Origin of the sequence: Actinomyces graevenitzii C83, from assembly GCF_000239695.1 — a bacterium.
Classification (GTDB): domain Bacteria; phylum Actinomycetota; class Actinomycetes; order Actinomycetales; family Actinomycetaceae; genus Actinomyces; species Actinomyces graevenitzii.
In genome coordinates, this window is the sequence record NZ_JH470338.1 from 19090 (window position 1) to 33650 (window position 14561).

At 58.4% G+C, this 14561-nt stretch carries 14 protein-coding genes; 12 read left to right on the plus strand and 2 right to left on the minus strand.

Annotated features, from left to right (window positions below):
• Window positions 1-7 precede the first annotated feature (7 nt).
• From sufD to HMPREF0045_RS09860, 7 genes are all read left to right on the plus strand, one after another.
• The gene (gene sufD, locus HMPREF0045_RS00090) at window positions 8-1225 is read left to right on the plus strand and encodes a Fe-S cluster assembly protein SufD (RefSeq protein ID WP_005984320.1); all 1218 of its coding nucleotides are present in this window, start codon (window positions 8-10) and stop codon (window positions 1223-1225) included.
• Between the two features lie 28 nt (window positions 1226-1253).
• Complete coding sequence (sufC, locus tag HMPREF0045_RS00095; protein WP_005984322.1) at window positions 1254-2003, plus strand: Fe-S cluster assembly ATPase SufC; 750 nt, start codon at window positions 1254-1256, stop codon at window positions 2001-2003.
• 170 nt (window positions 2004-2173) lie between these two features.
• Entirely contained in the window at window positions 2174-3514 is a 1341-nt protein-coding gene (locus HMPREF0045_RS00100) for an aminotransferase class V-fold PLP-dependent enzyme (protein ID WP_005984325.1), read from the plus strand.
• Between the two features lie 7 nt (window positions 3515-3521).
• On the plus strand, window positions 3522-4019 hold the full coding sequence (sufU, locus tag HMPREF0045_RS00105) for a Fe-S cluster assembly sulfur transfer protein SufU (protein ID WP_005984328.1): 498 nt from the start codon (window positions 3522-3524) through the stop codon (window positions 4017-4019).
• Between the two features lie 12 nt (window positions 4020-4031).
• Window positions 4032-4487, plus strand: coding sequence for a metal-sulfur cluster assembly factor (locus HMPREF0045_RS00110; RefSeq protein WP_005984330.1), 456 nt, complete (start codon window positions 4032-4034; stop codon window positions 4485-4487).
• Between the two features lie 115 nt (window positions 4488-4602).
• Window positions 4603-4827 carry an antitoxin VbhA family protein gene (locus HMPREF0045_RS00115; RefSeq protein WP_005984332.1) on the plus strand — a complete coding sequence of 75 codons (225 nt, stop codon included), beginning with the start codon at window positions 4603-4605 and terminating at the stop codon, window positions 4825-4827.
• Between the two features lie 15 nt (window positions 4828-4842).
• Window positions 4843-5649 carry a Fic/DOC family protein gene (locus HMPREF0045_RS09860; RefSeq protein ID WP_005984334.1) on the plus strand — a complete coding sequence of 269 codons (807 nt, stop codon included), beginning with the start codon at window positions 4843-4845 and terminating at the stop codon, window positions 5647-5649.
• 4 nt (window positions 5650-5653) lie between these two features.
• On the opposite strand, the gene HMPREF0045_RS00125 is transcribed toward HMPREF0045_RS09860, so the two are convergent.
• Window positions 5654-7477, minus strand: a complete 1824-nt coding sequence (locus tag HMPREF0045_RS00125) for a cation:proton antiporter (protein WP_050807402.1) — start codon at window positions 7475-7477, stop codon at window positions 5654-5656.
• Window positions 7478-7533: 56 nt separating this feature from the next.
• Here HMPREF0045_RS00125 and HMPREF0045_RS00130 point away from each other — a divergent pair, with 56 nt between their 5' ends.
• On the plus strand, window positions 7534-8559 hold the full coding sequence (locus HMPREF0045_RS00130; protein WP_005984338.1) for a quinone-dependent dihydroorotate dehydrogenase: 1026 nt from the start codon (window positions 7534-7536) through the stop codon (window positions 8557-8559).
• 81 nt (window positions 8560-8640) lie between these two features.
• On the opposite strand, the gene HMPREF0045_RS00135 is transcribed toward HMPREF0045_RS00130, so the two are convergent.
• Window positions 8641-9252: a DUF3043 domain-containing protein gene (locus HMPREF0045_RS00135; protein ID WP_005984340.1), complete on the minus strand. Its 612-nt coding sequence runs from the start codon at window positions 9250-9252 to the stop codon at window positions 8641-8643.
• A gap of 38 nt (window positions 9253-9290) precedes the next feature.
• On the opposite strand from HMPREF0045_RS00135, the gene HMPREF0045_RS00140 reads away from it, so the two are divergent.
• Genes HMPREF0045_RS00140 through dnaG form a run of 4 tightly spaced genes read left to right on the plus strand, consistent with a single transcriptional unit; the run spans window position 9291 to window position 14463 of the window.
• The gene (locus HMPREF0045_RS00140; protein WP_005984342.1) at window positions 9291-10673 is read left to right on the plus strand and encodes a dipeptidase; all 1383 of its coding nucleotides are present in this window, start codon (window positions 9291-9293) and stop codon (window positions 10671-10673) included.
• Between the two features lie 3 nt (window positions 10674-10676).
• Window positions 10677-11741 (plus strand): glycerate kinase, encoded by a 1065-nt coding sequence (locus HMPREF0045_RS00145; protein WP_005984344.1) that lies wholly within the window; start codon window positions 10677-10679, stop codon window positions 11739-11741.
• Window positions 11742-11753: 12 nt separating this feature from the next.
• Window positions 11754-13025 carry a deoxyguanosinetriphosphate triphosphohydrolase gene (locus tag HMPREF0045_RS00150; protein WP_005984346.1) on the plus strand — a complete coding sequence of 424 codons (1272 nt, stop codon included), beginning with the start codon at window positions 11754-11756 and terminating at the stop codon, window positions 13023-13025.
• Between the two features lie 52 nt (window positions 13026-13077).
• Window positions 13078-14463, plus strand: a complete 1386-nt coding sequence (gene dnaG / locus HMPREF0045_RS00155; RefSeq protein ID WP_005984348.1) for a DNA primase — start codon at window positions 13078-13080, stop codon at window positions 14461-14463.
• Window positions 14464-14561: the final 98 nt, after the last annotated feature.

Below are 14561 nucleotides of genomic sequence, written 5' to 3' on the forward strand. Positions count from 1 at the left end.
GAAGAAAATGAGTCAAAACCTAGCAACCGACCATTCCCAAGCCAAGCTCGTCGGGGCCCACTCACACGGCGGCCCGCGTTACGTCTCCAGCCGCGCAGACCGCAAAACCTCCTTCGACCTAGCGGATTTCCCGATCCCCACCAAGGAAGAAGAATGGCGCTTCACCCCGCGCAAACGTTTTGCCCCGCTATTTGACCTAGAGGCCGTCAGCGCCGCCAAAGACCAGGTAAAGGTAACTGCCAACCAGGTTGAAGGCATCAGCGTGCAAAACGTTGAGCGCACCGATGAGCGCCTAGGCCAGGTAGGCCAGCCCGGCGACCGCGCCTCCGCAGTAGCCTGGAACGCCTTCAACCAAGCCACCGTGGTGACCATTGGCGCCGGCGTTCAGGCAACACAGGCCCTGGTAGTGGAAATTACCGGCCAGGCTAAAGACGCCGACGACGCCGCCGCTCACCCCAGCGCCGGACACCTACGTATCATCGCTGAAACTGGCTCCAAAGCCACCGTGGTGCTCTCCCACAAAGGCATGGCCTACTACACCCAGGGCGTCGAAGTTAGCGTAGCCCCCGACGCTGAGCTAACCCTGGTCACCAACCAGGAATGGGACGACCACGCCCTACACGCCAGCCAACACCGCGTCGAGGTAGGCGCCAACGCCACCCTCAAACACGTAGTGGTCTCCCTGGGCGGCGACGTGCGTATCAGCCCCGAACTGGGATTTAGCGGCGAAGGCGGACACATCGACGCCTACGGCGTGTACTTCACCGACGCCGGACAGCACCAAGAACACCGCCCCTACGTGGCCCACACCGAGCCCCACTGCTACTCGCGCGTCACCTACAAGGGCGCCCTACAGGGTAAAGACGCTCACGCCGTGTGGGTAGGCGACTGCCTCATCGGCCGTCGCGCCCGTGGCACCGACACCTACGAACTCAACCGCAACCTGGTACTAACCACCGGGGCCAAGGCTGACTCAGTACCCAACCTGGAAATCGAAAACGGCCAGATCGAAGGCGCCGGTCACGCCAGCGCCACCGGCCGTTTTGACGACGAGCAGCTGTTCTACCTGCGCGCTCGCGGCATTCCCGAGATTGAGGCTCGCCGCCTGGTGGTGCTGGGCTTCTTCAACGAAATCGTGGCCGAAATTGCCGTGCCCGAGGTGGAAGAACGCTTGATGAGCGCCATCGAAGCAGAACTTGAAGTCAACGGGCTGCTGGAAGCCTGATCCAATCAAATAAGTTAAGGAAAAAGACGTGAGCACCCTAGAAATCAAGAACCTACACGTACAGGTAGAAACCAACGACGGCCCCAAACCGATTCTGCGCGGCGTAAACCTAACTGTTGGCTCCAACGAGGTACACGCCATCATGGGCCCCAACGGCTCAGGTAAGTCCACCCTGGCTTACTCCATTGCCGGTCACCCCGCCTATGAGGTCACCGAAGGTGAAGTGCTGCTCGACGGCGAAAACCTGCTAGACATGAGCGTAGACGAGCGCGCTCGCGCCGGCCTGTTCCTGGCCATGCAGTACCCCGTGGAGGTACCCGGCGTAAGCGTGGCTAACTTCCTGCGCACCGCCAAGACCGCTATGGACGGTCAGGCCCCCAAGGTACGCCAGTGGATCGGTGAAGTTAACGCCGCCATGGAGCGCCTACGTATGGACCCCGCCTTCGCTCAACGTGACGTGAACGCCGGCTTCTCCGGTGGTGAGAAGAAGCGTTTTGAAATCTTGCAGATGGAACTGCTGCGTCCGCGCTTTGCCGTGCTTGACGAAACCGACTCCGGTCTGGACGTTGACGCGCTACGTATCGTCTCTGAGGGCGTCAACCGCCTACACGACGACTCCGAGGCCGGCTTCCTGCTGATCACCCACTACACCCGTATTTTGCGCTACATCAAGCCTGACTACGTGCACGTGTTTGTTAACGGCCGCGTGGCCGAGCAGGGTGGCCCCGAGCTGGCCGACCGTCTTGAAGAAGAAGGCTACGACCGCTTCTTGAAGTAACCTACTAGCTGCTTAGCCAGCGCGAGGGCACAAAGCCTCTAGCTGGCGTGGTTGGATAGGCCAACTGGGCTATCCAACCACGCCGCCACCGGCTAATAAATACGCAAAATAACCGGCCCGCCGTAGCCTAAAGCTACGGCGGGCATAGACCTAAGAAGTTAAGAATCCTCATGACGCAATTAACTGGAATTGGTATCGCCGCCCACGACACTGTGGCGCTTAGCCAGTCAGAGCTGGCAGCTATCGTGGCCGATTTTCCAACCCTGGCTACGCCGGCCCGTGATGGCGGCCGCCTAGCCTACCTGGACAGCGCTGCCACCAGCCAAAAACCTAACTGCGTCATTGACACCGTCACCGAATTCTATGAGCGCTCCAACGGGGCGGCAGGCCGCTCCACCTATGAACTGGCTGACCGCGCCACCGCCGCCTGGGATGACGCCCGCGCCGCAGTGGCCAGCTTTGTAGATGCCCGTCCCCAGCAGCTGGTATTCACCAAAAATGCCACCGAAGCCATCAACCTGGTGGCACTGGGCATCGGTAACGCCTCCCAAGGCGTAGTGGGAGGTGACGGGCCGCTGGATCTAAACCTGGGCGCCGTCGACGAAATCCTAGTAACCCCCGCCGAACACCACGCCAACCTGGTGCCCTGGCAGATCCTGGCCCAACGCACCGGGGCGAAGCTACGCTGGCTGGAACTAACCCCTGACGGGCGCATTGACACTAACCCGGCGCTGCTGGCCCAGGCTATTAACAGCCGCACCCGCGTGGTGGCGTTAACCCACGTTTCTAACGTGACCGGCGCAATCACTGACCTGGAACCCATTTTGGCGGCGGTGCGCGCCCAGGAACGCAAGCCCGTGGTGGTGCTAGACACCTGCCAGTCCAGTGCTCACCTGCCGCTTTCTTTCGCTCAGCTGGCTAGCGCCGGGGTGGATGCGATCTGCCTGTCATCCCACAAGATGCTGGGCCCCACCGGTATTGGGGCGCTGGTGGCCACCGGGGAGCTGCTTTACAGCCTGCCCCCGGTGCTCAGCGGTGGCTCCATGATTGAGCTGGTGGATATGGAGCACTCCACCTATATGGCCCCGCCGGCCCGGTTTGAGGCTGGCACCCAGCCGCTTGCGCAGGCCGCCGGCTGGCACAGCGCCGTCGATTATCTGCGTGAACTTGACCTGTCGCGTTCCATGCTTAACGAGCACGAGCTCACCGGCCAGCTACTTGAAGGCATGAACCAGGTTGAAGGCGTGCGCCTACTGGGCCCAGCCAACACCACTCAGCGCCTGGGGGTAGTGGCCTTTGAAGTGCAGGGGGTACACCCTCACGATGTCGGCCAGGTGCTAGATGCCAGCGGGGTGGCGGTACGCACCGGTCACCACTGCGCCCAGCCGATCCACGCCCACTTCGGGCTGCGCGCCTCCGCCCGCGTCTCGCTAGGGGTATACTCCACGCCCGCAGACGTGCGTCAATTCCTCGACGCGCTACAAAACGTACGTAAGTATTTCAACCGCTAGGTCGCTTATGAATGAACTAGATCAGCTTTACCAGCAAGTTATCCTCGACCACTCGCGTGAACGCCACGGCCAGGGCCTATTAGAGGCACCCCAGGGTGACTCTTTCCAGGTCAACCCCACCTGTGGTGATGAGGTGCAGTTACAGGTGCGCCTAGAGGGCCAGACCCTGGCCGAGCTGGGTTGGCAGGGCAGCGGCTGCTCAATTTCGCAGGCCTCCATCTCCGTGATGAACGATCTGGTGGTGGGTAAAAACCTAGAGCAGGTGCGTGAACTAGAGGAAGACTTTGACGCCCTGATGCATTCACGCGGCCAGGGAGTGGATGACGCGGTTTTGGATGCGCTTGACGACGGCGCAGCTTTCGAGGGCGTGTCTAAATACCCCAACCGGGTTAAGTGCGCCCTACTGGGCTGGATGGCTTTAAAAGACGCAGTAGCTAAAGCAGTAGTTAACGGCGAAAACCAGGTTGCTAGTGGCAGTGCCAGTGCTGCTCACTGTGACGAATAAAGGAGTTAGTAGATGAGCGACAACCCTATGGCTGCTAGCTACACCCCGCGTGTGGCTAGTCAGGAGGAGGTTAAGGCCGCCTCCCAGGCTCAGCTTGATGGCCAAAGTGCAGCCCGACTAGCGGCTGATAACGCTTTTGCCCCGCGCGCTGAGCCGGGCAGCTTTGACGTGGCCGACGTCGAAGAGTGCCTGCGTGACGTGATTGACCCGGAGCTGGGCATTAACGTGGTGGATTTGGGTCTGCTTTACGGGGTGGAGATTGGTTCTAGCAACGAGATCACCCTGGACATGACGCTGACCTCGGCTGCCTGCCCGCTCACCGATGTGATTGAGGAGCAGGCCCGCCAGGTGCTAGATCACCTTTCCGACGACGTACGGGTGCAGTGGGTGTGGCTGCCGCCGTGGGGTCCGGACAAGATCACCCCTGAAGGGCGCGAACAGCTACGAGCTTTAGGCTTTAACGTATAAGCCTGAGCCAAGCAATTAGGGGCGTTTAGCGAAATGCTAAATGCCCCTTTGTAGTTTCAGGAAAGCCACTCGTAGTTTGTATAAAATGATGGGCGAGTTAAGGGAAGGGGACGTAATGGCTGAAACACTTGATCTTGATAAGCGTTGGCCAGAGCTGTTTGCCCAGCTTGATCAGGCTCAGCACAGGGCTGTCATGCAAGCTTTGGCTGCTAGTTGGCATGAAGGCGTGCAGCATACGCGTGAAGACGTAGAAAATCTGACTGACTATGTGCGCGGGGCGATTGATAAAGACGAATATCGCCGCCGGGCTCATGCCGCTGCCAGGCGTGGCACAGCCTAGATAGTGGGGAGTCATATGCGTTATGAGACTTGGGAATCCTACTTCTATCCAGAAACTTATGACACAGCTACTAGGCAAGGCACACTGCGCAATCTTTATGGTGAACGTAATGCTGAAATATTGGCGCGATTGGAGTACACAGAAACTGATATAAATTACTATGAGCTCGTGAGTGGTAAAGTTTATATACCTCACACCTATGATGCTGTGCACCTATGTGCGATCCATAGCTATTTATTTCAGGATGTATATGAATGGGCTGGTCAATATCGCTGTGTCAATATTTTCAAAGGTGTATCCTCTTTCGCTGACGTTCATGCGGGGCAAATAGATAGATATTTGGGTGACGCAAAGCAACTTATCCAAGAAATCGACTGGAGTAGTCTTAATCATAGCGATTTTGCACAAGTCAGTGCTGAGGTATTTGCATACATAAATCAAGCCCATCCATTTAGAGAAGGAAATGGGCGCAGTTCTAAAGTATTTATGGAACATGTTGCGCAACAGTCACAATTCACTTTTGACTTCAAACGTGTTTCACCACAGCAATGGAATCAAGCTAGTATGTTATCGGGGCCAGATCTTGGATCGTATAAACCAGTGCCTGATTTGCTTGTGCCAGTTTTTGAGGTAATTTCAATTCCGCGCATAGAGCCTGTACTGATGCAGGAAAAGTCGTCTATCAAGCAACCTGTTCAGGCTGGAAAACAACTGCACGCAAAGGCTGATGTTTTAGCTGAGTTAGGTCGTAAACGTACGACAGGTTCTACTAACTCAGTCGATAAGCGCCTACCGAACCCTGGCAGGACAGTCAAACGCTAACTAATTAGTCGTCGGAGCGGTTGTCTTCAGCCAGGCTGTTTTCCTCATCCTCAAGGATTCGGTTCATGCCGCCTTGGGCCATATTTAGCTGAGTTTCAACGCGCATTTCAGAGCCATCAATTAGCTTCAAAGTAAGGCGATAAACGTCAGAAGTAATTGTGCCCTTGCGGTTTTGCTCAACTAAGGCCTCGCGTTCAGCGCGATGCACTTCAAGCTGGTATTTGCACATCAAAATACGCACTTCCAAGGCTACCAGCGGATCCTCAATGCGGTGCGCATTCCATTTACGTAGCTTGGCGGCAACCGTGTGGGAGTCACAGGGACCAATAATCCGTGTTAGCTCCTCGGGCATGTCCACGCTTTCCTTAGCTACCTCAATAAGCTGGTAGACAGCGTCAAGTTCATCTGGGGCATAGCCGCCAGCGCTGTCAGGCTTAATCCAGCGAATAAAAGCCGCCAGAGTGCCGCCTTGAATAATCAGCGAAATAGCCGCCACTAAAAAGGCGGTAAACATCAAGAAATTACGGTTCGGCGTCGACAGTGGGAAAGTTTGCGCCGCAGCCAAAGTAATAGCCCCACGCATACCAGCCCACACCATAGTTAGGCCCTCACGGTAGCCCAGGTGAGCTTCCTCATAATACTGCATATCCGCGCGGCGTCGATCCAAACGCATACGAATCCGCTCTAAACGCTGCTGAGAAGTGGGGGTGCGCCGGCGTACCAAGTTTGGCAACTGCGGGCCGTAAGGTAACCCCTCAGGCAGCTGTCCGTCGTCGACCTCATCAAGAATCAGCTCCCAAGAATCTAAGTGGGCGCGCTTAGAAATCAAATCCCGGGCACGAAAACGCGCATAATAGGTGGTAGCAAAAACCACTAATGTGCGCATAATCGTGACTACTAGCAAAGAAATAATTGCAGCTTTAAAAGCTAGTGAAAGCTCGTAACCGGAATCTTTAAATGAGCTCAAAATATTGTTCAGCTGCAAGCCCATCAGCAAGAACACTAAAGACTCAAAAATCAACCCAAAGGTTTGCCACGAGTTATTTGAGATCATGCGCTGGGCGGGGCTGAGTTTATTGTCGTGGTGGTAGGAGGTAACCAGCCCGGCCACCACCGCTGCCACCAGGCCGGAAGAGTGCATCTCTTCAGCGGGGATAGAAGCCGCAAAAGGCACAATAAAACTCAAAATCGTGGCCGCCCGGGCGTCCCCAATGTGCGAGCGCAGCCAGAGCGTCAAATGTCCCACGATCATGCCCACCACCAGTGCGCCCACAACAGACCACACCAGTGACTGGGTTATGCTCAGCAGGCTAACTGAGCCGGCCACAGCCCCCAGTGCACTACGCAGCAGCACCAGGGCAGAGGCGTCGTTAATTAGGCCTTCACCTTCCAAAATTGTGACAATACGCCGCTGCACACCCTGGCTTTTAACGATAGTGGTGGCCACGGCATCCGTGGGGCTCATAACCGCACCCATGGCCATACCAATTGGTAGTCCCAGGCCTGGGATGATGGCGTTAAGAACAAAGCCCAGCGCCACCGTAGAAGCAATCACCAGCAAAAAAGCCAGCGAAGTGATCGCGCTTAGGTTACGGCGAAAATCCTGCACCGGGGTATTAACTGCAGTAGCAAACAGCAGCGGCGGCAAAATTACTTCAATAATTAAATCCGGATCCACTTCAAATCCGGCAAACTGAGGCAGAAAACTTAAAGCGCCCCCAATCACCAGCAAGATGACGGGCGTGGCCAGGCGCAGTTTCTCGCTTAAAGGTTCAGATAACGCGATGATAGCCAGGGCGCTCAGCGCGATGATGAGAGTTTGCGTCATAGTCATAGCTTCCCACACATCTACAGACTCGCTTAGCTTTGCGGTAGCCTGAACACGTGCTTTATAACCTGCTCTATAAAAGCGTCTTAACCCACACTGATCCGGAAAAAATCCACGACCTAACTATCAAAGGCTTGCAGGTAGCTGCAGCTGTGCCGCTAGTGTCTGACCTTTTGCGTGGCACTTGGGGTTACCTGCCCGGGCGCCGTCGTCCCACTATTAGCGGCCCCTTTGCCCGGCCTGTGCCCGGGGTACTGGGCCTAGCTGCGGGTATGGATAAGGAAGGCAAAACCGTTGCCGGCATGGACATGCTGGGCTTTGGTTTTGTTGAGGTAGGTACGTTTACCGCTAAGGCCCAGCCGGGCAATGAGGCGCCGCGACTGTGGCGCTACCCGGATGTGCGCGCAGTGCGTAACAAGATGGGCTTTAACAACTCCGGCGCCGATGAGGCGGCAGCTACGCTGCGTAAACTGCGTTCCACTAAGCGTGGCCGCTCCATTATTGTGGGCGCCAATATTGGTAAAACTAAGGTGACGCCGCTGGAAGATGCGGTAGCTGACTATGTGTACTCGGCGCGGGCTGTGGCGCGTTGGGCCGACTACCTGGTGGTTAACGTCTCCAGCCCCAACACCCCGGGGCTGCGTAACCTGCAAAGCGTAGATAGCTTGCGTCCCATCCTCACTGCTGTGGGTCAGGCGGCTGATAAGGCAGCCGGCCGTCACGTGCCGCTGTTCGTTAAGATCGCCCCCGATTTGGCTGATGAGGACGTCGACGCCGTAGCTGCGTTGGTCCTTGAGCTTAAGCTCGACGGCGTGGTGGCTACTAACACCACTATTGCCCACAACCTGGGGGAGGGGGGCCTGTCTGGCGCCCCGCTGCGTCCGCGCGCCCTGGCGGTAGTGCGCCGCCTGCGCGAAAAGCTAGGCCCTGAGCCCACCATTATTGGGGTGGGGGGAATTTCCTCCATTCAAGATGGCCGCGACATGCTGGCGGCTGGGGCTAACCTGCTGCAGGCCTACAGCGCTTTCATTTACGGCGGCCCGGCTTGGCCTGGACGCATCAACCGCGCCCTGAGCGCCTAAGCGTCAGTGCCCTAGCGCTGGTTGCAACTAAAAAACGTGAGGCCCGCTTTAAGCGGGCCTCACACAGTTTTATAAGTCGATTTACTTAGGGAACTGGCGGCGCTTGACACGCGGCTTAGGCTGACGCCAAGAGCGGAACTGGAAGCAGCGGCCAAAAACATAGAACACATAGCTCCAAGGCAGGTGCTTGTCCGGGTACTTCTTGGCTAGCTTGTGGCGCACAATGAACCAAACCACCAGGGCATCAATGATCGCCAACACGAACATGATGTAAATAGACATCAGCACCACAAAAGAAGTCATGGTGGCGCGGGTGCCGCCCTGGCCGATCACTAGCAGGGCAATCAGGATCGCGAAAGATAGCGGCACAAAAATCTCGCCAATGGAGTAACGCGCGTCGATGTAGTCGCGAATATAACCTGCTAGCGGACCCCGGTCACGGGTGCGGAAATAGCGTTCATCACCGGCCATCATGCGCTCATAGGCGTGCTGCTGTTCGGCGCGCTTTTGCTCACGAGAAGCCTTATCCGCAGCTTTGCGGTCAGCAGGAACTAAGGGCCTGAGGTTGCGGGCCTCAGACTGGCTACGTTTGGGGGTAGGGTGTCCCTTGGGGCCCCGGCCACGCACGGGCTTGGCTTCTACCGCCGGGGTGCTTTTTTCAGGCTCCGGCTCGGACTTCTTAAACCACTTCACATGCTTAGATTAGCCGCTTGACGCGATACCCTGAAGTTATGGCAACAACTGAAGCACTCCGCAAGCAAATTTCGCAGGCTATGCCGGAGATTATTGATGAACTAACCGAGCTGGTAGCCATCCCTTCCGTGGCTTTTGCTGGCCATGACCTAGCCCAGGTGCGTCGCAGCGCTGAGCACGTGGCAAGCCTATTTGAGCAGCTAGGCGGCCAGGTGGAGATCCTTTCTGCACCCACCGAAAGCGGCGCCAAGGGCCAGGACGCCGTCGTCGCCCACTTCGACGGACCCGCCGGCGCCCCCCGCGTACTGCTATACGCCCACCACGACGTACAGCCAGCAACAGGCCAGGCCGGTTGGGACCAGGCCGACCCCTTCAAGGCTGAGCGTCGCGGGGACCGTCTCTACGGGCGCGGCACTGCTGACGACGGCGCCGGCGTAATCACCCACGTTGAGTCGCTGCGGGCCCTTAAGGCCCTAGGTGAACTGCCGGTAAGCGTCACCGTTTACATTGAGGGTGAAGAAGAAGTTGGTAGCCCCTCATTCGTTAACTTCCTAAACACCTACCGTGAGCGTCTAGAAGCCGATGTGATCGTGGTGGCTGACTCTTCCAACTGGAAGGTGGGCACGCCCGCCCTGACCACCTCGCTACGTGGCGTGGTACAAAGCGACGTCACCGTCACCACCTTGGACCACGGGCTACACTCGGGCCAGTTTGGTGGGCCGGTTCCTGACGCCACCACCACCCTGATCCGCGTACTGGCTTCGCTGCATGATGAGGCCGGCGACGTGGCCGTTAAGGGCCTGGTCAGCCAGAGCCAGGCAGACCCGGACTTCCCCTTCTACCCTGAGGAAGATTTCCGCGCTGATGCTGGCCTACTTGAAGGCGTGCAGCTGATGGGCACCGGCGATCTAACCGCTCGCGTGTGGACTAAGCCCTCCATCACTGTGATTGGCATTGACACCCCCTCAATCGCCCAGTCTTCCAACACCCTCACCCCCAGCGCCAGCGCCCGCATCTCTATGCGTATCGCCCCTGGTCAGGACCCGCGTGAAGCCCACGCCGCGCTAGAGGCTCACCTGCTTGAGCACGCTCCTTTTGGGGCTCAGGTGACGGTTTCTAACCGTGAGCTGGGTCAGCCTTTCAAGGCCGACGGCGACAGCGAAGCTACCGTGGACGCTATGGAGTCCCTGGCTGCTTCCTGGCAGACCGGTGCGGTAAAGATCGGTCAGGGTGGTTCGATTCCCTTCATCTCTGACCTGCGCGAAGTATTCCCGCAGGCCCAGGTGCTAGTGACCGGCATTGAAGACCCCGACTCGCGCGCTCACAGCGCTAACGAATCCATGCACCTAGGGGAGCTGGAAAATATTGTGTTGGCTCAGGCTCTGCTACTGGCGCGACTAGGTGGCGCGCTTGAAGACTGAGCTATGCGCGTAGTACTAGCCCCGGGCTCGTATGCTTACGAGCCCGGGGGAGTGCCCCTGGTTGCAGGCTCTTATAGTGCCGCTTGGGTAGCTGATTGTTTGGCTCGGGGCTGGCGTGCCAAGCGTCCTGGCGATCGCCTTGATGTGGCCGGCCAGCCCGACATGGCGGTGGAATCTGGTGCCTATGGGCCGGTGGTAGCCGCCCAAGGCCAGCATTACGTTGATCTAGCGCGCCTGTGCTCACTGCCAGCTGATACTCACCAGGCCGGCCTTCAGGCTGCTAGTGGCTCCACTTTTGCTTTAGGGGTTGCTTTTAAAGCGGCTTTAGAACAGCTTCCGGCGGGCTCAACCGTGGTGGTGGGGGCAGCTCGCAGCGCTATTCACGACGGCGGCGCCGGGTTCTTGCAGGCCCTGGGTGGGGCGCAGGCGGCTTGGCAGCTAACCGCGCCCTACCAGCTGATTGTGGCTTTAAGTGACGCCATGGCCCTGTCTGGTTTAAGCGGGGCTGGGGCCAACCTGAGTGCACTAACAGATCTAGACGCTGTCCAGGTGCAGGAAATTGATCGGCGCGCGGGAGCCGCTAGCGCCCAGTGCCTGCGCCAATTAGAGGCGGCTCGCCCAGCCCATAGGCGTCAGCTGCTAACCCAAGGCCCGCGTTTAACGCCTAGTGCTTGGGGTAGTGGCGCGCTTGGAGGCGTGAGCCTGATTTTGGCGGCTCTGGGAGCTAATTTGGTTTTGGCCGGCAACTATTACGCCCAGGCCACCGACTTAGTGCAGCTAGCGGGCCAAGCGCAACTGCTAGTTACCGGCTATGGGCAGGCTTTCGACGTCGTCGCAGGCAGCCCCCTAGAAACTGTGGGGCAGGCAGGGCTTGAGCATGGGGTGCCGGTGGTGGCGCTGCTAGGGCAAGGCACTTTGGGGCGCAGCGAGCTGGCTGAAGCTGGCATAACCCGCCTGCACACGCTTGATGAGGTACTAGATACCCCCTGGTGGCAGGCCAGTAGCGAGCAGGTAGCCCAGGGGCTTGAGCAAATTGGACAGCGTTTGGCGCAGGCTTGGTCGCGCTGAAAAGGAAAACTTATGGAATTTATAACTGGTGCTTATAGGTCGCATGATTGTGAGCGTTACCTGCCTGAAGCCAGCAAGTCGGCTGAGCGCACCGCCTTTGAACGTGACCGTGCCCGCGTGCTGCACTCTTCAGGCCTGCGCCGCCTGGGCGCCAAAACCCAGGTGCTTGGCCCTACCAGTGACGATTTCGTGCGCACCCGCCTAACCCACTCACTGGAAGTAGCCCAGGTAGGCCGCGCCCTAGCCGGTGAAATGGGCTGCGACCCGGACGTGGTGGACACCGCCTGCCTCAGCCACGATCTGGGCCACCCTGCTTACGGTCACAACGGCGAAAAAGCCCTAGATATAATTGCCGCCGACATTGGCGGATTTGAAGGCAACGCCCAAACTTTGCGCCTACTTACCCGCTTAGAGCCTAAAGTGATCGCCCCCGATGGGCGCAGCCTGGGCCTAAACCTGACCCGCGCCAGCTTGGATGCCACCGCCAAATATCCTTGGGCTAAAGGTGCCGGGCCCGGGGGAGAAGAGGGTAAAAGCGCCCGCAAATACTGCTTTTACAGCGACGACGCCGATATCGCGGCCTGGATGCGTCAAGGTGCCCCCACCTTCAAACGCTGCATCGAAGCCCAAATCATGGATCTTTCAGACGACATCGCCTACTCAGTGCATGACGTGGAAGATGCCATCAGCTTAGGGGCTATGGATCCGGTAGAGGCAGATAAAGACAGTGAGCTGGAGGGATTAATTAACTCCACGCTTTCCTGGTACCACCCCGACTTTAGTGCCGATGAGCTAGGCCAGGCCTGGCATCGCCTGCGCAACAGCTCCTACTGGCTGGCTAGCTACGACCATTCACGCCTTGACCAAGCTGCCCTTAAAACCATGAGCTCCCAGCTCATTGGCCGCTTTGTAGATGCCACCGTGCTGGCCACGCGCCAATGCTACGGGGCCGGGGCGCTTACCCGCTACGCCGCTGATCTAGTGGTGCCGCGAGAAATCCAAGCCGAAATCATGATCCTTAAAGGCGCCGCCGTGCGCTACGTAATGGCGCCGCGTGAACATGAACCTACTTACCTACGTCAGCGCACCATCCTTTTTGACCTGGCCCAGGCCATGGAAGAAGGCGGCGAAAAGCTACTTGACCCGGTATTTCGCGCTGACTGGCGAGCTGACACCAGCGACAGTGCCCGCAAACGTGTAATTGTGGATCAACTCGCCTCACTGACCGACAACTCAGCGCGGGCCTGGCATGCACGCTACTGCGGCTGGTTCAGCCAGATTTAACCCGTCGGGGAAGTTAAAAATCAGCTTAACTAAAACCCGCTAGTATGGGCTCGTGGCTGGCAAGATCCTACGTGAAGACATTGATGAGGTCCGCTCACGGGCAAACATTGAAGAGATCGTGGGCCAGCACGTCACGCTCAAAAGCGCCGGGGTGGGCTCTCTAAAAGGGCTGTGTCCTTTCCACGACGAAAAGACCCCCTCCTTCCATGTGCGCCCACAGGCTGGTTTCTTCCACTGCTTTGGTTGCGGTGAAGGTGGAGATGTAATCACCTTCGTTGAGAAAATTAACCACCTGACCTTCGCTGAGGCAGTTGAGCAGCTGGCGGCTCAAACCGGGGTGAGCCTGCGCTATGAGGAAGGCAGCGCCCCCACTAACGCCATTGAACCCGGTACCAGACAGCGTCTAGTGGCTGCTAATCGCGCCGCTGAAGCCTTCTACCGCAGTCAACTAACCAGTCCAGAAGCGGCCGCCGCCCGCCAATTTTTAGGTCAGCGCGCCTTTGACCGCCAGGTGGCTGAGCGTTTCGGTATCGGCTATGCCCCTAAAGGCTGGGATAACCTGGCCCGCCACCTGCGCTCACTGGGCTACACCGAATCTGAACTCACCGACTCGGGCCTGTGCACCCCCGGTAAACGCGGCGTCTATGACCGTTTTAGAGGCCGCCTGATCTGGCCCATCCGCGACATCACCGGGGTCACCGTGGGCTTTGGGGCCCGCAAACTCTATGACGATGATGAAGGCCCCAAATACCTAAACACTCCCGAAACTGTTCTATACAAGAAAAACCAGGTGCTTTACGGGCTAGACCTGGCTAAAAAAGCTATCGCCTCCACTCACCAAATTGTGGTAGTTGAAGGCTACACAGACGTGATGGCCGCCCAGCTGGCCGGGGTGGAGACCGCTGTGGCCACCTGCGGCACCGCATTTGGGGAAGGCCACGTGCGCATTGCCCGGCGCCTGATTGGTGACTCGGCTGACCCAGCCGCCGGGGTGCTGCTGCGCTCAGGTGGGGCCCGGGGTGGGGAAGTGGTTTTCACTTTCGACGGTGACGCCGCTGGGCAAAAAGCCGCCCTGCGTGCTTTTGGTGAAGACCAGCACTTTGCTGCCCAAACTTTCGTAGCTGTCTCTCAAGGCGGCATGGACCCGTGCGAGCTGCGCCTAGCGCGCGGCGATGAGGCAGTTAAAGCCCTGGTGGCTGGGCGCAAGCCACTGTTTGAGTTCGTTATCCGCAACGCCCTTAAAAACGTTGATTTATCAACCGCTGAAGGGCGGGTTAACGGTTTGCGCGCCGCCGCCCCGGTGGTGGCCGGAATCCGTGACCGCGCCCTGCGCAGCGAATACACCCGCTCCCTGGCCGGCTGGCTGGGGATGCGTGAAGCTGAAGTAGCTGGAGCCGTGCGCGCCGCTGGGCGGCGCGGGATAGGGGCCCAATGGTGAACGCGCTGGCGTCCCCGGGGCGGCGGAAGCTGCCAGTGCTAGCGAGGCGCGGCGTCGGGCCATAGAAGCAGACCCACTGCTGCGCCTACAACGCCAAA